15 protein-coding genes are annotated in these 22,861 nt (G+C 67.2%); 6 read left to right on the forward strand and 9 right to left on the reverse strand.

What is annotated here, in order from left to right; genetic code table 11:
* Nucleotides 1-11: 11 nt before the first annotated feature.
* From GGQ89_RS09260 to GGQ89_RS09270, 3 genes are read right to left on the reverse strand one after another with little or no spacing between them, the layout of a single operon-like run.
* Complete coding sequence (locus GGQ89_RS09260) at nucleotides 12-650, reverse strand: PepSY-associated TM helix domain-containing protein (protein ID WP_184105557.1); 639 nt, start codon at nucleotides 648-650, stop codon at nucleotides 12-14.
* Entirely contained in the window at nucleotides 647-1,330 is a 684-nt protein-coding gene (locus tag GGQ89_RS09265; RefSeq protein WP_184105558.1) for a Fe2+-dependent dioxygenase, read from the reverse strand. Before GGQ89_RS09265 ends, GGQ89_RS09260 begins: the two co-directional genes overlap by 4 nt.
* Before the next feature lie 18 nt (nucleotides 1,331-1,348).
* The gene (locus GGQ89_RS09270; RefSeq protein WP_184105559.1) at nucleotides 1,349-3,733 is read right to left on the reverse strand and encodes a TonB-dependent receptor; all 2,385 of its coding nucleotides are present in this window, start codon (nucleotides 3,731-3,733) and stop codon (nucleotides 1,349-1,351) included.
* Between the two features lie 244 nt (nucleotides 3,734-3,977).
* Here GGQ89_RS09270 and GGQ89_RS09275 point away from each other — a divergent pair, with 244 nt between their 5' ends.
* From GGQ89_RS09275 to GGQ89_RS09290, 4 genes are all read left to right on the forward strand, one after another.
* Nucleotides 3,978-5,258 carry a cyclic di-GMP phosphodiesterase gene (locus tag GGQ89_RS09275; protein ID WP_184105560.1) on the forward strand — a complete coding sequence of 427 codons (1,281 nt, stop codon included), beginning with the start codon at nucleotides 3,978-3,980 and terminating at the stop codon, nucleotides 5,256-5,258.
* A gap of 71 nt (nucleotides 5,259-5,329) precedes the next feature.
* Nucleotides 5,330-5,800 carry a GNAT family N-acetyltransferase gene (locus tag GGQ89_RS09280; RefSeq protein ID WP_184105561.1) on the forward strand — a complete coding sequence of 157 codons (471 nt, stop codon included), beginning with the start codon at nucleotides 5,330-5,332 and terminating at the stop codon, nucleotides 5,798-5,800.
* A 56-nt stretch (nucleotides 5,801-5,856) separates the two neighbouring features.
* Nucleotides 5,857-7,473, forward strand: coding sequence for an NAD(P)/FAD-dependent oxidoreductase (locus GGQ89_RS09285; RefSeq protein ID WP_184105562.1), 1,617 nt, complete (start codon nucleotides 5,857-5,859; stop codon nucleotides 7,471-7,473).
* Nucleotides 7,470-7,841, forward strand: coding sequence for a reverse transcriptase-like protein (locus GGQ89_RS09290; RefSeq protein ID WP_240456392.1), 372 nt, complete (start codon nucleotides 7,470-7,472; stop codon nucleotides 7,839-7,841). The genes GGQ89_RS09285 and GGQ89_RS09290 overlap by 4 nt, the downstream gene beginning before the upstream one ends.
* 15 nt (nucleotides 7,842-7,856) lie before the next feature.
* Here GGQ89_RS09290 and GGQ89_RS09295 read toward each other — a convergent pair whose 3' ends face one another.
* From GGQ89_RS09295 to GGQ89_RS09305, 3 genes are all read right to left on the reverse strand, one after another.
* The gene (locus GGQ89_RS09295) at nucleotides 7,857-9,173 is read right to left on the reverse strand and encodes a chloride channel protein (RefSeq protein ID WP_184105563.1); all 1,317 of its coding nucleotides are present in this window, start codon (nucleotides 9,171-9,173) and stop codon (nucleotides 7,857-7,859) included.
* Between the two features lie 336 nt (nucleotides 9,174-9,509).
* Complete coding sequence (locus GGQ89_RS09300; protein ID WP_184105564.1) at nucleotides 9,510-10,220, reverse strand: SapC family protein; 711 nt, start codon at nucleotides 10,218-10,220, stop codon at nucleotides 9,510-9,512.
* Complete coding sequence (locus GGQ89_RS09305; protein ID WP_184105565.1) at nucleotides 10,217-11,764, reverse strand: tryptophan 7-halogenase; 1,548 nt, start codon at nucleotides 11,762-11,764, stop codon at nucleotides 10,217-10,219. Before GGQ89_RS09305 ends, GGQ89_RS09300 begins: the two co-directional genes overlap by 4 nt.
* 155 nt (nucleotides 11,765-11,919) lie before the next feature.
* On the opposite strand from GGQ89_RS09305, the gene GGQ89_RS09310 reads away from it, so the two are divergent.
* Together GGQ89_RS09310 and GGQ89_RS09315 are read left to right on the forward strand one after the other, a co-directional pair.
* On the forward strand, nucleotides 11,920-14,751 hold the full coding sequence (locus GGQ89_RS09310; protein ID WP_206362719.1) for a TonB-dependent receptor: 2,832 nt from the start codon (nucleotides 11,920-11,922) through the stop codon (nucleotides 14,749-14,751).
* A gap of 118 nt (nucleotides 14,752-14,869) precedes the next feature.
* Nucleotides 14,870-17,350, forward strand: a complete 2,481-nt coding sequence (locus GGQ89_RS09315) for a glycoside hydrolase family 95 protein (protein WP_206362720.1) — start codon at nucleotides 14,870-14,872, stop codon at nucleotides 17,348-17,350.
* A 10-nt stretch (nucleotides 17,351-17,360) separates the two neighbouring features.
* Here GGQ89_RS09315 and GGQ89_RS09320 read toward each other — a convergent pair whose 3' ends face one another.
* Genes GGQ89_RS09320 through GGQ89_RS09330 form a run of 3 tightly spaced genes read right to left on the reverse strand, consistent with a single transcriptional unit; the run spans nucleotide 17,361 to nucleotide 22,837 of the window.
* Complete coding sequence (locus GGQ89_RS09320) at nucleotides 17,361-18,746, reverse strand: glycoside hydrolase family 43 protein (RefSeq protein ID WP_184105567.1); 1,386 nt, start codon at nucleotides 18,744-18,746, stop codon at nucleotides 17,361-17,363.
* A gap of 60 nt (nucleotides 18,747-18,806) precedes the next feature.
* Nucleotides 18,807-21,407: a carbohydrate-binding protein gene (locus GGQ89_RS09325; protein WP_184105568.1), complete on the reverse strand. Its 2,601-nt coding sequence runs from the start codon at nucleotides 21,405-21,407 to the stop codon at nucleotides 18,807-18,809.
* A 23-nt stretch (nucleotides 21,408-21,430) separates the two neighbouring features.
* Nucleotides 21,431-22,837 carry an MFS transporter gene (locus GGQ89_RS09330; protein WP_240456393.1) on the reverse strand — a complete coding sequence of 469 codons (1,407 nt, stop codon included), beginning with the start codon at nucleotides 22,835-22,837 and terminating at the stop codon, nucleotides 21,431-21,433.
* Nucleotides 22,838-22,861 lie beyond the last annotated feature (24 nt).

Below are 22,861 nucleotides of genomic sequence, written 5' to 3' on the forward strand. Positions count from 1 at the left end.
GATATTCTCCATCAGTGCAGGACAAAGACGGCGATCGCCGCCGGGATCAGGAACCCCGCCGCCACCAGCGGCCAGGTCGAGGGCCGGTGCCGCGCGTGCATCTGGAGCAGCAGCAGCCCGGTCAGGGTGAAGACGATGCACGCGACCGCGAAGACGTCGATAAACCAGAACCAGGCGGTCCCGGCATTGCGCCCCTTGTGCAGGTCGTTGAGGTAGGAGATCCAACCGCGATCGGTCCGCTCCGAGGTGATGGCGCCGCTTGCCCGGTCGATGCTGACCCAGGCATCGCCGCCGGGGCGGGGCATGGCGACATAGACCTCACCGTCCGACCATTCCCCCGGCCGTCCGGCGGGGTCGAGATCGACCGCACGCTCGACCGCTTCCGCGACGCGGGGCGGCAGAGGGGCATCATTCGTTTTCGGGTTGGCCAGCAACGGGCGCAGGCCGGGGGCGAGCAGCCCGCTCTTCTGCACCGTCTTCGGGCTGGCCGAGATGCTGGCAGCGTGATTCAGCGTCAGCCCGGTGATCGCGAACAACATCATGCCGACCAGCGACACCGCCGCGCTGATCCAGTGCCAGGTATGGAACTGCTTCAACCACCAGCTGCGCCATTTGCGCTTCTTGGGCTTGGGAAGGGTCGCGGCGGTCATGCGTCGGCCCAGCGGCGCAGCAGATTGTGGTAGACGCCGGTCAGCTCGACGACCGAACGATCCCCCTGCCCCTTGTCTGCGCCGACCCGCTGCACCGCGCGGTCCAGGTCGAACAGGATGCGCCGTTCGCCATCGTCGCGGACCATCGACTGAATCCACAGGAAGGACGCCACGCGCGTGCCCTTCGTGACGGGCTCGACCCGGTGGAGGCTGGAGGCGGGGTAGAGGACCGCGCTTCCGGCGGACAGCTTCACCCGCTGTTCGCCATACAGATCCTCGACCACCAGCTCGCCGCCGTCATAGGCGTCCGGGTCCTCGAGGAAGAGGGTCAGCGACAGGTCGGAGCGCATCCGGAAATCGCTGCCCCGCTTCAGCCGCACGGCATTGTCGACATGCACGTCGAACGCCTGTCCGCCCGCATAACGGTTGAACAGCGGCGGATAGACCTTGAGCGGCAGGGCCGCCGCCACGAACAGCGGCGACCGCCCCATCGCATCGAGAACCATCCGCCCCGCCTCGACCGCCGCCCCCGAATCCTCCGGCAACTGCTCGTTGCGCTTGGCGAGCGCCGCCTGCGGGCCGGAGGTGGCGTTGCCGTCCGCCCAGGCTCCCGCATCGATGACGCGGCGGACCTGGGCGACCCCGGCGGGATCGAGGATATCGGGAAGGACGATCAGCATGGACGAAGGCTAGCCCGATCAGAAATTGTAGAACAGGCTCAGCGTCGCCTGACGCCGGTCGCCGGGGATCGCCCAGCCGCCGGTGATGTTGCCCGTCGTGCCGTTGATATTGTTGCGCACGCCCGTGACGTATTTCTCGTCGGTGAAGTTCTGGACGTTGAGCTGCATCGTCCAGCGCTGGGCGATGGTATAGGCCAGGAAGGCGCGGTGGATCAGATAATCGTCCACATGGAACTGCACCCGATTCCCCGCGACGGGGAAGTTGGTTGCGAACGATCCCTGATAGGTCAGGCCGTAACCGACCTCCAGGCCGAAAGGCAGCTTGTAGGTGGTGAACAGGCTGCCCGAATGCTCGGGCGTCTGGACCAGCTCGGCGCCTGCCTGCGGATCGAGCACGCCCGCCGCCTTGTCGCGGTTCGAGATGCTCTGCAGCACCTTGCCGTCGAGATAGGTATAGTTGGCGAAGATCGTCCAGGCCGGGGTGATCGATCCCGACGCACCCAGCGCGATGCCGTCCACCCGGCTGCGCCCGTCCAGCACCTGCAGGCCCACCGGCAGCGCCGGATCGTTGGAGGGCACGCGGTAATTGGTCCGCTCGTTGCGGAAGACGGCGGCGGTCAGCTCCAGGCGACGGCCGAACAGCCCGGCCTTCACCCCCGCCTCATAGTTCTTCGCGGTTTCCGGTGCCACGGCGCAGGGGTTGGCGGCGGTCGCGGTCGACGGCACGCCGCAGCCCAGCCGGACGGTCGTCGAGGACGGCGTCTTGGCATTGCCATAGCCCGCATAGACGCTGACATTCTCGACCGGGTGGAACACCGCGCCCGCCCGCCAGGAGAACAGCTTCTCCCGGCTGACCTGCGGCTGATAGGCGAGCTGACCCGCATTGGCCGCCGCCAGCGGCAGGGCACGGAAATTCGCTTCCTGATATTCCCAACGCACGCCGCCGTTCAGCTCGAAGAAGCGGTTCAGCGCCAGCGTGTCGAAGGCATAGACGGCCAGGTTGCGCGTCTCGCTGCGCGACTGGGCGGTGGCCACGAAGTTGATCGGGCCGGTATAGTTGGTGTTCGGGTTGGCGATCTCGATCGCGGGCTGTACCACCACGCTGCCATCGGCATTGCGCAGCAGCGAGCCTTGGGTGATCCGGTAATTCTCGATCATGCCCGACATGCCGATGTTCAGGACATTGTGGAGGCCGCCCTTCGCGCCTGCCTCATGGCGCAGGTCGATCTGGTTGGTCAGCATCTGGTTCTGCTGATCGCGCACCAGTCCGCGCGGGCCCGAAGGCTGGTAGAAGCCCGCCGGAACATTGGCCGGGCATGCCGCACCGATCGTGGCGCCCGGCGTCGCCGTCACCGGCTGGCGGTTGGTCGCGGCGAGACAGAAGGTCCCCTGCGGCGCGGAGGTGACGCTATCCTGCGTCACCTGCTGCCAGCGGGTCAGGTTGCGCACGCTCCAATGCTCGTCGATCTGGTGGCGGAAGGTCGCGGTGAAGCGGTCGACAATGCTGTCCTGCCGGTCGAGATTGGCGATCCCGAAATAGCTGGAGCGCTTGGCCCCCGGCACGAAGCCATCGACCAGGCCATTGTCGAACCAGGGGATGCCGTAAACCGGCGTGTTGCGATCCTCCTGATGGACATAGGCCAGAGTCAGGCTGGTCGGCCCGCCGATGCCGATCGTGACCGAGGGCGCGATGCCCCAGCGCTGCATCTTCTCGACATCGCGGCCGGGCACGTCGTTATGGTGGTATGCGCCGTTCAGGCGCACCGCGACCAGGTCCGACACGCGGACATTGCTGTCGATCGCGCCGCGATAATAATTGTCGGTGCCGACCGAGCCCTGCATGATCGTCAGCGTCTCGGGCGTCGGCACCTTGGAAACCAGGTTGATCGTGCCGCCGACCGAACCCGATCCGTTGAAGACGCTGTTTGCGCCGTTATAGACCTCGACCTGTTGCAGGTTGAACGGATCGGTGCGGCTATACTGGGCGCTGTCGCGGACGCCGTCGATGGTGATGTCGTTGCTGGCCGAATAGCCGCGCAGGTTGATAGAGTCGCCGTAACCGCCCCCGCCCTCGCCCGCGCCGAAGGTGATCCCCGGCAGCGTCTGGAGCACGTCGCGAAGCGTCTGGAGATTCTGCTTCCGGATGGTCTGCTCGCTGACCACGGTGATCGTCTGCGGCGTGTCGAGCAGCGCGGCGGTGGCCTTCGGGCTCTCCAGAACTGCGGCGCCGGTGCCGCGCTGGCCAGTGACGATCACGTCGCGCGCGCCGGTCGAATCCTGGGGCTTGGCCACAGCGGCGGGCGGCGGCGCGCTGTCGGCGCGGGGGCCGGTCTCTGCGGCGGCGACATGCGGCGCGGTGGCCAGAAAGCCCACGCACGACAATGCGATGAACGAATGCGACATGAATGTTTCCCCTTCGAGGGCACCGGCTATTGCGAAACATTCGCACTGTCAATGCGATTGCTAATGATTATCATGCTGATGTTATAGTCGGCCCGCTGAGCATACCGATCCGCTCCCGGTCGGGCAGACCCGACGGAACTGCCGAAAATGGACAATCGGCTGGGTCGCTCCATGGCGCCTTCCGCATCCGGATTTCGCTTCTCCCGAAACGAAAATTTTACGACACAACGGTAAGATTTTCGGGATGAAAGAGCAGCCGACCACGAATCGATACCTCCAGATCGAGAGCCGACAGGTCGCGCTCGGCATGTACGTCCATGCGTTGCACTGCTCGTGGATCCACAATCCATTTTGGCGAAAGTCCTTCCTCCTGACCGAGCCGGACGATCTGGAGAAGATTCGCGCATCGGTGCCGTCCGTCACCATCGACCTGACCAAGGGGCGCGGCCCCATGATGATCGCTGCCACCGATACGCCAGAGCCTGTCCTCGCGCCCGTCGTCGAGTCGATCACCAAGCCGATCGTCACGGCCCTGCGTCCGCGTCGCGCCAAGCCCGCGACCGAGGTGGAGCGGGCCAGCGCCGTATCCGCGCGCGCCGCCGCCGCCGTGGCCCAGCTGTTCGGCGAGGCCCGGCTCGGGCGCACCATCCGCACCCGCGACCTGGTCCCGATCGTCGAGGACATTGCCGAGACGACCGCCAAGTCCGCCGCCGCGATGATCGCGGTCACGCGGCTGAAGGACCGGGACCAGTATATCTATATCCACTCGGTCGCAGTCGGCACGTTGATGATGAATCTCGCGCGTCATCTGGGCCTCAGCGAAGAGGATGTGCACGTCGCCGGTATGGCCGGACTGCTGCACGACATCGGCAAGATGCAGATCGACGCCGATGTCCTCGACAAGCCCGGTCGCCTGACCGCCGAGGAAATGGTGGAGATCCGCCGCCACCCGGGTCTGGGCCATCGGATCCTGGGCGACATGAACGACCTCGACCCGCGCATCTTGGACGTGTGCCGCCATCATCACGAGCGGATGGATGGCGCCGGTTATCCCGACGGCTTGCGCGGCGACGAGATCAGCCAGTTCGTCCGTATCTCGTCCGTCTGCGACGTCTATGACGCCGTGACCTCGATCCGCCCGTACAAGCGCGCCTGGTCACCGCACGAGGCGCTGGCGCAGATGCTGGAATGGGACGGCCATTTCGATGCCGAGACCCTGCGCGCCTTCATCGCCAATCTGGGCATCCAGCCCTTTGCCGCGCTGGTCCGGCTGCGGTCCAATCGGCTGGGCATCGTGGTTCGCGAAGGGGAATGTCCGACCATGCCGGTCGTGCGCGTCTTCTTCGACATTCCCAGCCACGGGCCGGTCGCGATCGAGGATGTCGCGACCGCACACGACCCGATCCAGCGCGCCGAACGCGGCGATTACTGGTTCGGCGAACGCTGGCCCGCACTCCAGGCCGAAATCCTGGCGGAACCCACCTTCCCCGAAACCCCGCTGAGCCGCGCCGTCGGCGGGCGGTAGATTCGCCGGCTGGTGTCGGGATCGCCGCGTGATAGGATGGTCGTCTCGATCATCATGCACAGGATATCACGATGCTGATCCGACGCGCCACGGGAGACGACGCCCAGGCTATGAGCGACGTCCTGATCGAGATCATTGCGCTCACCGGCCGGACCCGGCCGCATGACCCCGTTTTCACGCTTTCCCATTACATCGAGGCACGCCATGGCATTTTGTGTAGCGTCGCGGTCGATGAGGACAACCGGGTCATGGGGTTCCAGTCGCTGAAGCGCGCGGCGGCGAACAACCGCTATGACGTGCCGGAAGGCTGGGGCATCATCGGCACCCATATCAGTCCACGCGCCCATCGACGCGGCGTTGGCACAGCCCTTTTCGCCAGCAGTCGAAAAGCTGCAAGCGAGGCAGGGTTGGCCTGTATCGACGCTGCGATCGGGGCGGACAATCCGATGGGGCTACGCTATTACGAAGCCATGGGTTTCCGAACCTATCGCGAAAGCGACGGCATCATCCAGAAGCTGTTCGAGATGCCACCCGGCGACTGATCTGCCGCCACACAGCGCGATGGCGGGAGCCCGTGCAATTTTGTATGGCGCGCGGGATGATCCGCCTCAGTGAATTGAAACTGCCTCTCCACCATGCGGACGAGGCCCTGCCCGCCGCCATCTGTCGCCGGTTGCGCGTGACGCCGCGCGAGCTGGTCCGCTTCGTGATCGCCCGGCGCGGGCATGATGCGCGCGACAAGAACAATATCCAGCTCGTCTATTCGGTCGATGTGAACCTGAAGAACGAGGCAGCCGTGCTGGAGCGGTTCCGCCGCGACCGCGATGTCCAGCGCACGCCCGACACCCGCTATCACCTGCCCAGCGCGCCGCCGCCGGGCACCAAGCGCCCGGTCGTGATCGGCGCGGGCCCCTGCGGCCTGTTCGCCGCGCTGGTGCTGGCGCAGGCGGGATACCGGCCGATCATCCTGGAGCGCGGCAAGGTGGTGCGCGAGCGGACTCAGGACACCTGGGGCCTGTGGCGGCGCAGCGTGCTCAATCCCGAATCCAACGTGCAATATGGTGAGGGCGGCGCAGGCACCTTTTCGGACGGCAAGCTCTACAGCCGGATCAAGGACCCGCGCCACCTGAACCGCAAGGTGCTGACCGAGTTCGTCAAGGCGGGCGCGCCGCCCGAAATCCTGACCGAGGCGCATCCGCATATCGGCACCTTCCGCCTAGTCACGATGGTCGAGAGCATGCGCGCGACCATCGAGGAACTGGGTGGCGAATATCGTTTCTCCACCCGGGTCGACGGACTGGACGTCGAGACCGACGGGTCGGGCACGCGCCGGGTGCGCGGGCTGCACCTGAACGGCGGCGGCTATCTGGAGGCCGATCACGTCGTCCTCGCCATCGGCCACAGCGCACGCGACAGCTTTGCGATGCTCCAGTCGGCGGGCGTCTATGTGGAGGCCAAGCCCTTTTCGATCGGGGTGCGCATCGAACATCCGCAAGGGTGGATCGACCGCGCGCGCTTCGGGCATCAGGCGGGGCATCCGATCCTGGGTGCGGCCGAATATCACATCTCGCACCACTGCCAGAACGGGCGGACGGTCTACAGCTTCTGCATGTGTCCGGGCGGCACGGTGGTCGCCGCCACGTCCGAAGAGGGCCGCGTCGCGACCAACGGCATGAGCCAATATTCGCGTAACGAGCGCAATGCCAATTCGGGCTTCGTCGTCGCGATCGATCCCGAACGCGACTTCCCCGGCGATCCGCTGGCGGGGCTGGCGCTGCAACGCCATTGGGAGGAGCGCGCCTATGTCGCGGGCGGCTCCAACTACAAGGCCCCGGCGCAGCGGGTCGGCGACTTCCTCGCCAAGCGGCCCTCGACCAGCCTGGGTTCGGTCACCCCCTCCTATCGCCCCGGCGTGACGCCCACCGACCTGTCCGAATGCCTGCCCGACTTCGTGGTCGAGGCGATGCGCGAAGCGATCCCGGTCTTCGGCCGCCAGATCGCCGGTTACGACCACCCGGACGTGGTGATGACCGGCGTCGAGACGCGCACCTCCTCGCCGGTCCGCTTCACGCGTGGCGAGGATGGGCATAGCCTGAACACCTATGGCCTCTACCCGGCGGGCGAAGGCGCTGGCTATGCGGGCGGCATCCTGTCGGCGGCGGTCGACGGCATCAAGACGGCCGAGGCGGTCGCGCGCAGCATCGGTACGCCTTGAAGATTTTCTTCGACGGCGGGCTTCGCCCCGGCGGCATGGAATATGCCGTGGTGATGGGCGGACAGGCTCGCATCGTCCGAGACCTGGGGCCCGGCACCAGCATGACCGCCGAATGGCTGGCCCTGATCGCCGCGACCCAGGCGGCGCATGAGGCGGGGCTGACCGATGCGCTGTTGCTGGGCGATGCGGCGGCGGTGGTGGCGCAAGCGACCGGAAAGATACGGGTGCCCCCCGCGCATATCGCGCATTTCGCCGAGTGGTCGGCCCTCCCCCGCCCGCCCCGCTTCCGGCTGCGCCATATCAAGCGGACGCAGAATTTGGCAGGCATCGCGCTCAGTCGGGTCCATCAAGGCCTCCCTCCCCTGTAGGAGAGGAATAGCGGATCACCGCATCGCGAAGGTCCGCGACAGGCCGTGATACAGCTTCTCGCGGCACACCAGCTGGCTGACCCCGTCGGCGATGAAGGCGGTGGCGAACATCGGCAGCATCAGGCCGCGGCTGGCGGTCGTCTCGGACAGGATGATGACGGCGGTCAGCGGCGCGCGGACGACACCCGCGAAATAGCCGACCATGCCGAGGATCACGATCGCCGAGGCGGGCGAGCCTGGAAAGACCGAGCGCAACAGATTGCCCAGCCCCGCGCCCACCGACAGCGACGGCGCGAAGATACCGCCGGGCAGCCCGGCGACGGCGGTCGACAGGGTCGCGAGGAACTTGGCCGGGCCGTACCAGAGCGGCGCATCCACCCCGACGATCATCGCCCGCGCCGCGCCGTAACCGGTACCCCAGGTCAGGCCGGTGCCGACGCCCAGCCCGGCGACCGCGACGCCGCACAGCGCGGCGAACAGAATGGGACGCCGCTTGCTCCACAGGGTCACGCGGTTGGTGCCGGTCGCCATCATCAGCATCAGCCGGGCAAAGCCGCCGCCCGCCAGCCCGCCGACGATCCCGGCGACCGGCGCGGCGACCAGTGCGGTGACGATCGGCATATGCGCGCCGATCAGCCCGAAATAGACATAATCCCCCTGCGCCGACTGGGCGACCATGCCCGCGATCGCGATGGCGGCGATGACCAGCAGCGTAACCTTCTGCTCATAGGCAGACGCCAATTCCTCGATCGCGAAGAGCAGCCCGGCCAGCGGCGTGTTGAACGCCGCCGCCACACCCGCCGCGCCGCCCGCGATCAGCACCGCACCGCGAAGCGGCACGCCCAACAGGCGGTGGGTCAGCCCCATGATGGCAGCGGCGATCTGCACCGTCGGCCCCTCGCGCCCGATCGAAGCGCCGCCCAGCACCGCCGCCAGCGTCAGCCCGGCCTTGGCGACGACGGTGCGGATCGACACCAACCCGCCGGTCGCCCGCTCGGGATCGGCCTGAGCGGCCATGACCTGCGGAATGCCCGACCCGCGCGCGAGCGGCGCGAACCGGCGCGTGATCCAGACCAGCCCCGCGAACAACAGCGGCGTCACGACCAGCGGCGCCCAGTGATAACGATGCGCGAAGTGATTGAAGATCTCGCCCGCCGCATCCGCCGCCTCGGCAAAGACCGTCGCGGCCAGACCGATCGCGACCGCGCCGATCAGGATCGCCAGCCGGGTGCGGAACTTGACCGATCCCGGCCCCTGCGCCCGCAGCAGCGCACGATAACGCGCGGGCGTCCATTTGCGAAATGACGGGAAGGGCGGACTCTGCTCGGCCATGGTCCGCCCCTACACCCTTATCGCTTCGTAAAACCAGCCATAGCGCGCCCCCCGATCAGGGCAGCGGCACCGCGTCCTTCGCCGGTATCCTGCTCGACACCGGTTTGCCCGGCACGACGATGCGGCCGATCATCCGCGCGCCGGATGCCCCAGCCACGCGCGGTCGTCGTCTCCAGCGCTGCCGACCACACCCCGCGGGCAACGCGGAGTGATCGCGGCGTCGCGAATGCCTGCCGCATGGGCCTTCAGCATGGGGTTGGTGGTCTGCGTCCCCCCTGCCCCGTCATCAGGGTAAGCCCCGGCACCACGAGTCCCCGCCGCCGGGCCCCGAACAAGCTAATCCAGCGAATAGCCGGTCAGGGCGGGCGCGAAGCGGGCATTGTGCAACTGGCGCAACCGCTCGACCTGCGCCAGCGAGCCGGTCAGGACGGCGGCGGGGGCCAGCCGGTCCGCCCGGTGGAGCGCGATCACATCGGCATCGGGCAGCGCCTGCACCGCCGCCTCATCGATCGTGTAGAGCCCCGCCAGATCATGCGCGCCCCCATCTGCCTTGGCCAGCGAGAGGCCCAGCGGGCGGATCAGGCCATGCGCGGCCCAGGCATCGACCAGCGCCTGTGCGGCCTCGACATCCGCCACCAGCCGTTCGAGCGCGCGGGCGATGTCATGCGCCAGCGGCGTCGGCTGTTCCCCCGCGAACAGCGGCCCACCCGCATCGCCCAGGCTGGGGTCGGCCGAATCGATGGCCAGCCCCGCCGCCCCGCGCGCGTCGAGCCGGAACCCGCCCAGCATCACCGCGCGCGGCACATAGGTGGCCTGGAACCCGCCGCCGAAGACGAAGAGATTGGCGGGCTCGACCAGGCTCATCAGCGCGATCAGGTTGAAGCGCCCGGTCTGGCCGTCCTTGGCGAGGCACAGGGGCATGTCGGCGGCCGCGACCGCAATCTCCGACAGGCCGATCCGGGCGAAGCGGCGCATGCCTCCTGCGGCATGGCGGTTATAGCGCAGCCCGCGATGCGCGGCCGGGGAAAGCGGGGTGATGCCGGTCATACCCGTTGCAGACCATGTTCGCGGATCGCGCGCAACAGCTCGCGGTGGCGAGGCGCGCGGGTGCGCAGATCGTCCTTGGCGCGCGCCATCCGCGTGACGAAACGCTGCGCCAGCGCCGTGTCGGGAGCGGCCGCGTCGATGCGCGGCTGGCGGCTGTCGAAACCCATGCCGTGCAGGACATATTGATAGCTGGGCCAGGAAAAGACCTCGCGGGCATGATCGAAATCCTGCGGGCCGGGCGAATGGTGCCGCCACAGCTCCAGCCGCTCGGCCAGGCTGTCGGGGATGGACGACGCCGCCACATTGTCGCGCCAGAAATCGGTGTCGGTGCGCCGGGTCAGCACATAATGCAGCTTCAGGAACTCGATGATCCGCATCCAGTGATGGGTGAAGGTCGCGTTGAACTGGCGCGCCATCACATCCATCGCGGCGCGGGTGCGCGGCAGGCGGTCGGCGATCGCATCCATCGACACCTCGATCAGCATCAGCGCCGACGCCTCCAGCGGCTCGATGAACCCGGCGGACAAGCCGACCGCCACGCAGTTATTCTGCCAGAAGCGCGTTCGGTGTCCGGCATCGATGGTGATCCGGCGCGCGCTCAGCCCCTCGGCGGCGGGACCGACATAGGCGCGCAATGCCGCCTCGGCCGCATCGTCGCTGGTGTGGGCGCTGCTATAGACATGGCCGACGCCGCGCCGGGTCCACAACCCGATGTCCCAGATCCAGCCCGCGTCTTGCGCGGTCGACACCGTATGGCAGGTGATCGGCGCATCCTCATCCGCATAGGGCAGCTGAAGCGCCATCGCCCGGTCGGCGAACAGCACATCGCCACAACGGCGGAACGGCACCTGATAGACGCCGCCGATCAGCCGCGCGGCAAAGCCGGTGCAGTCGATGAACAGGTCGCCCGCGACCGTCCGCCCATCGGCCAGTTCCAGATGCACGATATCGCCATGGTCGCTCATCTGCGGGCGCACCACATCGCCCAGCACATGGTCGATGCCCAGCGTGCCGACGCCATGTTCGCGCAGCAGCGTGGCGAACTTGCCCGCATCCAGATGATAGGCGTAATTCGCATGACCCGCATATTCGGGCATCACGATCGTCTTGGGGCCCAGCCCCGCGTCGCACAGCATCGCTTGGTAATCCACCCAGTCGGCGAAGCTGGCATTCTCCGCCGCCCCGTGCAGCCAGTGCGGCGCCAGATCGATCTCGGTCGCGCCCGCAGGCGGGTTGAGCGGATGGTAATAGCCGTCCTGCGGCGTCCCGTCGGTCCAGCCGACGAACCGCGCACCCTGTTTGAACGCGGCGTCGCAAGAGCGGATGAAGTCGGTTTCGGTGATGCCGATCTTCGCCAGCGTGTTGCGCATCGTCGGCCAGGTCCCCTCGCCCACCCCGACCGTCGGCACATGGCGCGACTCGACAAGCGTGACCTGCACCCCGCTTCCGATTCGACGGGCCTGCGCCGCCAGTCGACAGGCCGCGATCCACCCTGCCGATCCGCCGCCGACCACGACGACGCGCCGAACTTCCGTCTCGCCCACCTATGCCTCTCCCGCTCCGCTCTTCGCCTTTTATACCAAAACTTCCGATACCTAGAAGAACTGCCCACCCTTGTACTTGTCAGACATAGCTTCTAACAAGAGCAGCATAGATGCTCGCCAAGAAGCATCGAACACCGGTTTCATAGGGGAGAGCTATGCTGAAGAAAGCCCGGAATCCAAAGACCAGCGCCCGCTACGCCGCCCAAGGGCTGGCCAGCGCACTTGTCGCACTTATCGTGGCCACTCCGGCCCTGGCGCAGAGCCAGACGCCACCGGCGGACCAGACCGCCACCCTGCCCAGCCAGAGCGAAGCCGACGGCACCTCGGCCGACATCATCGTCACCGGCATCCGCCGCAGCATCGAATCGGCCGCCGCGATCAAGCGCGACGCGGCCGGTATCCTCGATGCGATCTCCTCCGAAGACCTGGGCAAGTTCCCCGACGCCAATGTCGCCGAGTCGCTCCAGCGTATTCCGGGCGTCGCGATCGACCGCAGCAACGGCGAGGGTGCCTCGGTCAGCGTGCGCGGCCTGGGGCCCGCCTTCAACACGGTGTTGTTCAACGGTCGCAGCTTCGCCTCGGACAATTACAACCGCGCCTTCTCCTTCGACCTGATCCCGGCCGAATTGATCAGCGGCGCGCAGGTCTATAAGAGCTCGCAGGCCCCGCTTCAGGGCGGCGGCATCGGCGCGACGATCAACGTCCAGACGCCGCGCCCGCTCGCCCTCAAGGAATTCAAGGGCGTCTTCACCGCCAAGGCGCTGTACGAGGGCAACAGCAAGAAGGTCACGCCGCAGCTCTTCGGCCTGCTCAGCGACACCTTCGCCGACGGCAAGCTGGGGCTGCTCGCCTCGCTGTCCTATCAGAAGCGTATCGCCTCGATCCGGGCGATCAGCACCGACGGCTATATCCCCGGCACCTCGGTCGGGCCCAACAACGCGCCGCTCTACACCAATGTCTATGCGCCGCGTAATCAGGACGTGAACGAGACGCGCGACGATCGCACCCGCCTGGGCGCGACGCTGGTCGCGCAATATGCGCCGACCGACGAACTGACCTTCACCGTCGACGGCCTCTACAACCGCTTCAAGAGCGACACGACGACGCGCGGCCTGGGCAGCTGGTTCGAGCCGACCAGCTATACGGCGGCGGGCATCGATTCGAACCGCACCGTCACCTCGCTGACCACAAACGGCAATGCCGACTTCATCGCCTCGGGCGGGGTGCGCGAGACGACGACCTATGAGGCCGGATTCAACGCCGAATGGCGTCCGGCCGACAATGTCCGCATGGTCTTCGACGCCACCTATTCGCAGGCCAAGAATGCGGGCGGCGGCAAATCCTATTTCACCGTCATCGGCGTGCCGACGCAGTATTCGTTCAACGCGGCGCAAGGGAACGGCATCCCCTCGACCTCGGGTTATGCGAACGGCGTGCTGACCAACCCGGCGCTGGGCCGCACCCATATCGCCGGGCGCAGCGGCAACGACGTGACCGAGAAGGTCCAGGAATATCGCTGGAACACCGAATGGAAGCCCGGCTGGGACATCGTCACCGCGCTGCGCTTCGGCCTGACCGGCACCTCGCGCGACAAGCGCAACGTGCCCTTCTCATCCGACCCCAATATCGGCTGCCTCTATTGCGGTTATCCGACGCTGGCCGATCCGTCGCTGCTCTCGCCCTTCACCCTGGGGTCGCTGGGGCAGAAGGGCGGCAGCGTGCCGACCACCTTCCTGACCTATAATCCACAGGCCTATTTCAACTATCTGACCAGCACCGCCGCCACGACCGCGCTCGATCTGGCGCGCGGCCAGCCGGTGGGCACGACGGCGGCGATCTTCGCACGCACCAACGGCTATGCGGTCACCGAGCAGCCCTCGGCCCGGGTGCGCGAGAAGGTCTTCGCCAGTTATGCCGATGTCGATCTGGAGGGCACGGTCGCCGGGCTTCCCTGGTTCATCAATGTCGGCGGGCGTTACGAATATACCGAACTGGTTTCGGCCGGGCAGCAATTGCAGCTGACCGACCTGCTGCCGGTGCCGGGCGATCCGACCACCTATACGGGCGTCTTCGCCAACAACCGCGCGGCGGTGTCGGTCGACCGGCGTTCGTCCTACAGCAACTTCCTGCCCAACCTGAACGCCAAGCTGAACCTGACGCCCAAGCTGCAGGCGCGCTTCGCCGCCTACAAGACGCTGACGCGCCCCGCCATCGGCGATCTGGCGCCCAGCCTGGACATCGGCACGCTGCGCCCCGCCACACTGACCGCCAGCGGCGGCAACCCGGCGCTGAAGCCTTACCGCGCGACCAATTTCGACCTGTCGCTCGAATGGTATCCGACGTCGACCACCACCCTGTCGGCGGCGGTGTTCCACAAGACGGTCGACGACTTCATCGTCCAGACCTTTGGCGAGGAACTGTTCACCATCGCCAATGCGGGCAATTTGCCGGTCGGCGGGCTGATCGTCGGGCAGAATACCGCGAAGTTCAGCGTCCGGCGCCCGCGCAACGCGGAATCGCTGAAGATCAAGGGGCTGGAGCTGAACCTGGTCCATACGCTCGACTGGCTGCCCGGCGTGCTGAGCGGCTTCGGCGTGCAGGCCAACGCGACCTTCGTGACCACCAATCGCGAGTTCGACGTCAGCCAGGTCGGCCAGTCCTTCGCGGCGGAAGGCATCGGCAATTCGCAGAACGCCACCCTGTTCTACGAAAAGTTCGGCGTGTCGGCGCGCATCGCCTACAACCGCCGCGAGCGCTTCCTGCAGCAGCTGGCGGGCGGTCCGGGCAACGAGCCGGTGTTCGTGCGCGACTACGGCCAGTTCGACGGCAGCGTGGCGGTGAACATCACCCCCTTCGCCCAGGTCTTTGTCGAGGGCACCAACCTGTTCAACGCGAAGTATTTTGCGACCGGGCGGTTCGACAATCAGCTGCTGCGCTACCAGAATTTCGGGCCGCGCTATGACGCGGGCGTGCGCTTCTCATTCTGATGCGCGGGCGGTGCGGGAGGGTTTCGATGCTCCCGCACCGATCCGTTATTTTGTCCTTTCTTCATGCATTTGAATACGCCACCGTCCCGGAACCAGGGATGAGACGGAAGGGGAATGCATGACCGATCTAACGCGACGCGGCGTATTGGAAGCGGGTGCCTTCGCCATGGCGGCGGGCGGGATCGGCGCCCTGCCCCTGCGGGCGCAGCCGGTTGCGGCCGATGATTCCCACCGCCTCTGGTTCGATGCGCCCGCGGCCCGCTGGGTCGACGGATTGCCGGTCGGCAATGGGCGACTGGGCGCGATGGTGCGCGGCGGCCCCGCGCGCGAGATCATATCCCTGAACGAGGACAGCCTGTGGTCCGGCTATCCGGGCAGCGATGCCAAGCCGGAGGCGCAAGGATCGCTGGCGGGAGTGCGGCAGGCCGCGCTGGCGGGCGATTACCACGCCGCCGACACGCGCGCGAAGAAGCTGCAAGGCGCCTATTCCAACAGCTATGCGCCGATCGGCGATCTGGTGATCGAACTGCCCCATGACGGCGCGACGCACGACGCCTATCGCCGGGCGCTCGACCTGGACCAGGCGGTGGTCGACATTGCCTATACCGCAGGGCGGACGCGTTACCGGCGCGAGGTGTTCGTGTCGCACCCGGCGCAGCTGGTCGTGGTGCGGATGACGGCGGAAGGCGGGGCGATCGACGCCGACGTCTCGCTGGCCACGCTGCTGAAGGGATCGGTACGGGCGGAGGGCAACCGGCTGATCCTGCACGGCAAGGCCCCCTCCTATGCCGCGCCCAACTATCATTCGGTCGCCGATCCGGTCCGTTATGACGATGCCGCCGGACGCGGCATGATGTTCGCCGCCGTGGCAGACGTCATGAACGAGGGCGGGCGGGCCACGGTATCGGGCGACCGGATCGTGGTGCGCGGTGCCCGGAGCATCGAGATCCGCCTCAACGCCGCCACCGGCTTTCGCGGTTTCGACCAGTCGCCCGACCTGCCGATCGAGGCGATCGAGGCCAAGGCGGTGGCGGCGCTGTCGGCGGCGCGGGGGACCGGCTATGCGGCGTTGCGGGCGGCGCATGTCGCCGACCACCGGACACTCTATCGCCGGGCCGGATTGCAGCTGGCGGGCGGCATGACGGGCACGACGGCGGAGCGCCGCGCGGGCAATGCGCGGGCCAGCGATCCGGGTCTGGCCGCGCTGCTGTTCCACTTCGGCCGCTATCTGCTGATCGCCAGCTCACGCGCCGGGACCCAGCCCGCCAATCTCCAGGGCATCTGGAATGCCGAGGTGCGGCCACCCTGGAGCAGCAACCACACCACCAACATCAATACCGAGATGAACTACTGGCCCGCCGAGGTCGCCAATCTCGCCGATTGCCATACCCCGCTGTTCGACTGGCTGGAGCGGGTGGCGGTGCGCGGGAGACGGGTCGCGCAAAGCTATTACGGGATGCCCGGCTGGTGCCTGCATCACAATAGCGACATCTGGGCGATGGCCAATCCGGTCGGCGAAGGCAGCGCCGCGCCGATCTGGGCCAATTGGCCGATGGGCGGACCCTGGCTGATGCAGCATCTGTGGCAGCATTACACCTTCGGCGGCGACCGGGCGTTCCTGCGCGATCGGGCGTGGCCGCTGATGCGCGGTGCGGCCGAGTTCTGCGCGGCATGGCTGGTGGCGAACGGCACGGACGGGCGGCTGACCACCGCGCCCTCCATTTCGCCCGAGAACGAGTTCCTCGCCCCCGACGGCAAGCCCGCCTCGATCAGCACGGGCTGCACCATGGACCTGGCGCTGATCCGCGAACTGTTCGCCAACTGTATCGCCGCCAGCGCCCTGTTGAACACCGATGCAGCCTTCGCGACTAAGCTGCACGGACTGGTCGAGCGGCTGGAGCCGTATCGGATCGGCAGCCACGGCCAATTGCAGGAATGGTCGCGCGACTTTGCCGAGGCGGAGCCAGGCCATCGCCATATCTCGCACCTCTACCCACTTTATCCCGGCGACGAATTCACGCCCCGCCGCACGCCCGCATGGGCCAGGGCGGCGGCGACATCGATGCAGCGGCGCGAAGACAATGGCGGGGCGCAGACCGGATGGAGCCGGGCCTGGGCGACCTGCATCTGGGCGCGGATGGGCGATGCCGCGCGATCGGGCCGTTCGATCGACGCCTTCTTCCAGGGCAGCACGCTCGACAATCTGTTCGACACGCATCCGTCCGACAAGGGGCCGATCTTCCAGATCGACGGCAATTTCGGGATCACCGCCGCCATCGCCGAGATGCTGCTGCAAAGCCATGACGGTGCGATCGCCCTGCTGCCTGCCCTGCCCCCGGCGTGGCGCGACGGCCGCGTCCACGGCCTGCGCGCACGCGGCGGCGTGACCGTCGATCAGCGCTGGGCGGCGGGGCAACTGGAACAGGCCGAGCTGCTGTCGGCGCTGGGCGGCGAACTGGTCGTTCGCCTGCCCGCCGGTCGCCGGGTCCGCGCGGCCATGCGTGGCGGCCGGGCCGTAGCGATCCGTACGACCAAGGACGGCATGCGCATCGCCACCCGCGCGGGGGACCGGATCGCATTGACCATCGGCGCCGCCTGAGCGCGGCCCCTTACTGGCGGCGGAACTGCCAGCGGTCGAAGTCGAACAGTCCGCCGCCATCGCCGTGGAAGACCAGGAACAGGTCGTGCACGCCGTTCGCCCCGGTTACCGCCGTGGTTTGCGTCCCCCAATCCGGGCCGTCGCCGCCGGTCAGGGCCAGTGTCCCGATCTGCGGCCCGTCGACCCGGTCGAGATGCAGCGTGATCGTCGGGCGACCGCGCACCCTCGCCACGCTGGCGGCGAAGCTGGCCGCGCCGCGTCCGAAGTCGACGCCGCCGATCTTGATATAGCTGCGATCGGCGATGCGGGTGACGTGAACCCGCCCGTCCGCCCCGCTCGTGGTCGTGACGCCCGGTGCCCAGCGATAGGGCCGGTCGCGGTCGCGCCCGATGCGTGAGGTCCAGGCGATCGTCTCCGCCTCCACCCAGCGATAGGGATCGAGGGTTGCGATCTGCGCCACGCCCTCGTCGGTCCACCAGGGCAGGCGCGGAATGGTGCCGTCCGGATTGTAGCGGAACTCGCGCAACGTCACCGATCGGCGCTCGTGATGGATCGGCGTCAGGGCGAAGTTCAGCTCGTAGTGAAAGCCGAACAGATAGGAATGCCCCTTATAGTCGATGATGCCGGGGTGATTGCCGGTCGAGGCGGCATTGGGGTCCATGATCGGCCCCTTGTGGACCCAGGGGCCGGTCGCCCGGTCGCTCATCGCATAGCCGATCCCCTCGGGACAGCAGCTGGAGGCATAGGCCATGTAGTAATGCGGCCCGCGCTTGTAGAACCAGGGGCCCTCCTGATAGTCGATCGGCTTGGCGACCTTGGTAATCTCTCCGGCATAGCTGGTCATGTCGCGGTTCAGCCTGACATACCACAGGTCGGGATTGCCCCAGTAGAGATAGGCCTGCCCGTCATCGTCGATCGCCACGGTCGGATCGATCGCCCCGCGCCGCGCGGCGATCAGCGGCTTGCCCAGCACGTCGCGAAACGGTCCCTCGGGCCGGTCGGCGACCGCCACCGCGATCGCCGTCTTTGGATCGCCCGCGACGCTGATCGGGGCGTAGAGATAGAATTTGCCGTCGCGCGCGATCACCTGCGGCGCCCAGGCGTCATTGTCCTGCCGCGCCCAGGGAAAGGTCTTGAGCGAGGCGGGCGAGCCCCGGTCGGTCCAGTTGACCATGTCGGTCGAACTGTAGAGCCGCCAGTCGAGCATCCAGAACCCTTCGGCATCGTCCTCGTCATGGCCGGTATAGAGATAGACGACGCCGTCATGGACGAGCGGCGCCGGGTCGGCGGTGAAACGCGTCTGGATGATCGGATTGTCCGCCTGCGCGCCATCGGGCACGACCCCCGTCGCCATCACGGCCAGTGCCGCCAGTCCCGCACGCCATCCCTTTTTCATGTCACTCCCCTTTTCCAAACCCCTCTCCTCCCGCCACATCCCGTCATGGCAGGTCCGCCCTCAGGGCATCGGCGTAACAGCGATCCGGTCGATATTGGGCGCATAGGCCGAGCGGAGCTGGACACCCGGCCAGCTCTGCGAGGCATAGGTGCGGCCGTCCCAATTGGGCTGTTCCTCGCCCGCGATGCGGATGGTGTTGGCCCCCGCCTTCAGCGCCACCGGCACGGTCATCTCCCACCAGTTGTTGGCGTTGAAGCTGTGCGGCGCGCTGACCAGCATCGGCTTGCCGCCGTTCACCGAAATGCGCGCGATGCGGGCGAGCGGATCGGGATTGTAGTGCGTCGCCTTGGCCTGTTCCTCGTTCGAGAAGCGTAGCGTCAGCGCATAGGTCCCTGCGCGCGGCGCCATCACCCTGGGGAAGGTCAGCGTGTTGCCGTTGCCCGGCGCGCCGCCGATGGCGAACACCGCCCGGCCGCCGCTCGCGCGCGAGGCCGTGCCGATCCGTGCGGTCCCGGCGACCTGCGCATCCTCCGCCTCGTAGAGATAGGGCGCGGATCCGTTCTCCGGCGTCACCGACAGGCCACGAACAGCCGCCGATCCCGTGGTGGTCAGCACCACCTTGTTGATCCCGCCGAGCAGGAAGGCGCGGCCCTTCGTCTCACGGCCGTTGACCGCCATGCGCACCGCGCCGCCGCCGCTGGCGTCCGGGCTCAGGCGCGCCAGTCCGTCCTTCGCGGCATAGACCCAGAAGGTCGCGCTGCCGCCCTTCACCACCGCATCCGCCACGTCATAGCGCGTGGCGGTCACGGCGGGATCGGCGGCGGTCAGGGTGATGCGGTCGACCATCGCATTGCCCTGCGTCCTACGCGTGCCGTCCAGAGTGCGGGTGGCGAGCGTCAGGACATGGCGACCGCGCGTCAGGTTGACGACCGTATCGGCATGGTCGAGCACAGCGGGCTTGTAGCCCAGCGGCAGGAACAGCTCGGTCTCGCCTCCCGGCTTGCCGTCGATGCGCAGGAAGACGTTGGTTGCCCCCTGCGGCTCGACCAGCGGATCCTTGTTGAAGCTATTGGCGAGGACGCGCAGGTCGTAGCGGCCGTCGCGCGGCACATCGACCGCGAAGTCGAGCGCGGCGTCGGCCCCGGTCTTGAACCCCTCGACCAGATAGCCGTTCGAGACATGGAAGCGGTCGACATGATCGGGCGAACCCTCCGGCCCGCGCACGGTCAGGCCCTGCCCCTGCCGGGTCGCCTTTTCCGCTTCGTAATCCTGCCGCCAGCGGGGGGCGACGGCGGCGGGGCGTACGCCCTGTCCGGGGGACAGGACCAGTTCATAGGCCGCTTCCTCGCGCAAAGCGGGCCAGCCATCGCGGCCGAAGGTCAGGTCGATCTGTCCGTCCTTCACCGGCATCACGCGGTCGCCGACCACCACCGGCGGCGGAGAATCGCCCAGCTGGCCGGTCCAGTCGATCTCGCGCACGCGGACGCGCACCGTGTCGCCGAAGCTGGCGGGCACATGCATCAGCGCGATGGTGGCGTCACCCGACTTGCCGCCGAACAGCAGGCGCATCTGGCGGCGCGCGGAATCGAGCGTCGCGACACCTTGCAAGGTATAGCTCCGGTCGGGATGCGGTGGGGTGACGGCCAGGGTGTGGCCGCTCATCGTCGCATAGGCGTTCAGTAGCCACCATTGCCCGTTGCCGCGATTGGCCTGGACGGCGGAGTCGCTGAGATTGCCGTCGATATTCCAATAGGCGATATCGGCATCGACCTTGGAATCCTCGATCGCGGCGACCCATTGCACCATCTGGCCGGGGACCGAGGTGTGGTAGTTATAGGCATATTCGTTGATGTTCACCGGCAGATGGCGGCCCTGCCACTTCGTACCCTTGAACAGCCGGTCCTCCCATTCGCGATATTTGCGTACGCTGGTCCGCACCGCCGCCGGGTTGCTGAGTTCGTGCCAGGTCACGATGTCGGGCATGGTGTCGGCCGCGATGGCGTGGCGCAGGAAACCCTCGACCTCCGGATAGAGGATGCTGGTGTTCGGCCCGGCAATCCGCGCGCCGGGCAATTCCTGGCGGATCATCCGCACCGCCCGGTCCCAGGCGTCGTTGAACGCGGTCGGGTCCTTCTGCCAGCGTACATTGTTGCAGCTCTTGGGCCCTTCGGCGAACATGTTGCCGTCGGGCTCGTTGAAGGGGACGAAGACGATCCGGTCGCGGTAGCGCGGCGCCATGCCCTTTACCTGACGCACCTGCGCGCGCAGCTTTTCGATATAGTTCGTCACCGACTGGGCGCAGTCGCCGGTCTTCCAGTCATAGGGAAATTCGCGGTTGATGTCGGTCATGTAGATATAGGTGTCGCCGCCCGACGCATCGGTCAGCAGCGTCGACACCTCCAGCGCATCGGCGCCGGGATGCTGCGGCCCGTCCTGCGCCTTGGTCGAAACGGTCCGCAGCCCGATGCCCTCGACCAGATTGGGATGCGGCAGCCGCGCATCGTAGAGGCCGTAAAGCGTGCCCGACGCGCCGCCGTGAAAGGCGCCGGTGTCGCTGGCCAGATCGACCGTCATCCTCTCCTGCGCGAGTGCGGGCATGGCGACCGAGCCGAGCAGCGCAGCGATCAGGACGGAGGCGGAACGGCGAAGCGGCTGGGTCATGAGGCGGGGCTCCGGAATAGGGGTCATAGGGCGCGGGCGGCGGTCATGCGCGCAATCGTGTCGCGGTTCAGGATCAGGCGGGAAATCGCAAGGGCCAGCGCCAGGTGCATCAGGCCGGGGATGATCGTCGACAACAGGCGGATGCCGGTCAGCGACAGCGGCGTCTGGTTGCCCGCCCCCGCCTTGTAGGAGACAAGGACCAGCACCCCGCTGATCAACGCGCCCGCCACCGCCCAGGCCAGCTTCACGAAGAACTGGTTGAAGGCAAAGCTCATGCCCGAGGAGCGCATCCCCAGCTTCCACTCGCCATATTGGTCGGCCAGCTGGATCAGGGTGAAGTGCAGCGGCAGGGTGCAGCCCAGCACGATGCAGCACAGCCCGACCAGCACCAGCCACAGGGTCGGATACTCGCCCGGCACGAAAAAGGCGGCGAAGTGTCCAGCGACCAGGATCAGATTCACCCAGATATAGATGCTGCGCACGTCGTATCGCCGGGTGAAGGCCTGCACCACGATCGAACCCAGGAACCCGCCCGCCGTCGCGGTGCCGAAGAACAGCGCCTGATAGGTCGCATCGCCCTTCAGCACATAGGTGATGAAATAGAGCGCCGCGCCGCCCTTGGTATTGAAGATCGCGATCAGCAGCAGCGTCATCAGGAAGGTCCAGCGCAGCTGGTCGTTCTTCAGCGTGTTGGCGATCGCGACCTTGAGCGGCACGTCCGCGGTATCGGCGGCCACCACCCGCTCGCGCACGAACAGGAAGCAGATCAGGAACATGACGACGGCGGCGGCGCTCAGGATCGCGACCCCGTCGCGGTAACCGCGCGCGATGTCCGCGCCCCCCAGATGGCGCACCAGGATCGGCAACCCGACCGAGACGCAGAAGGACGCGATCGCCACCATCGCGAAGCGCACCGACTGGCACGACACCCCCTCGCGCTCGCTATCGGTCATCCGGGTGATCAGTGCGCAGTACGGCACGTTGTTGAGCGAATAGGACAGCGCGAGCAGGAAATAGGTGATCGCGGCATAGGCGACCTTGCCGTCATAGCTGAAGTCGGGGGCCTGAAAGGTCAGGAAGCAGCTGAGCCCCACCGGAATCGCGGTCCAGAGCAGATAGGGCCGGAACCGCCCCCAGCGGGTGGTGGTGCGGTCGGCCATGATCCCGATCAGGGGATCGGATACCGCGTCGAAAATGCGCAGCGACAGGAACAGGACGCCGACGATGCCCGGCGCCAGCCCGAAGACATCGGTATAGTAGAAGGTGAGGAAATTGGCGATCAGCCCGGTGACGATGGTGCCGCCCGCATCGCCGAAGCCGTAACAGATCTTCTCGACGAACGGGATGGAAGCAAGGGGGATCGGCGCGGGGGTGCCGTGTCGCTGCCCGCTGTCCGCCGCCATGGCGCGATCCGCCATCGATGCCGCCATGCCCTATACCCTCCCGTTCTGGTC

The sequence above is a fragment of the Sphingomonas yabuuchiae genome, assembly GCF_014199595.1.
Classification (GTDB): domain Bacteria; phylum Pseudomonadota; class Alphaproteobacteria; order Sphingomonadales; family Sphingomonadaceae; genus Sphingomonas; species Sphingomonas yabuuchiae.